This window comes from Roseovarius halophilus (ex Wu et al. 2025) (assembly GCF_047086965.1).
The window spans coordinates 1-227 of sequence record NZ_JBKOTX010000687.1 but is presented as its reverse complement, the minus strand read 5'-3'; the positions used below and the strand labels follow the sequence as shown (position 1 = coordinate 227).

Below are 227 nucleotides of genomic sequence, written 5' to 3'. Positions count from 1 at the left end.
GACGCATATCGTAATGAAGGCAGCCAATGAGTTCCGGGATAAAACCACGCGCCCCAACGAGCTGTGGCAGACCGACTTCACCTATCTGAAGGTCCTGGGTCACGCCGGAGGCGTGCCTTCGGCACGACGGCTGGTTCTACCTCAGTACCATCCTGGACGATTACAGCCGCTACATCATCTCCTGGAAGCTTTGCACGACGATGAAGGCTGAGGACGTGACCGCCACG

General features: G+C 58.1%; 1 pseudogene. It reads left to right on the top strand.

What is annotated here, in order from left to right:
- Positions 1–227: pseudogene (locus tag ACH107_RS34035) on the top strand (DDE-type integrase/transposase/recombinase); the annotation flags it as partial.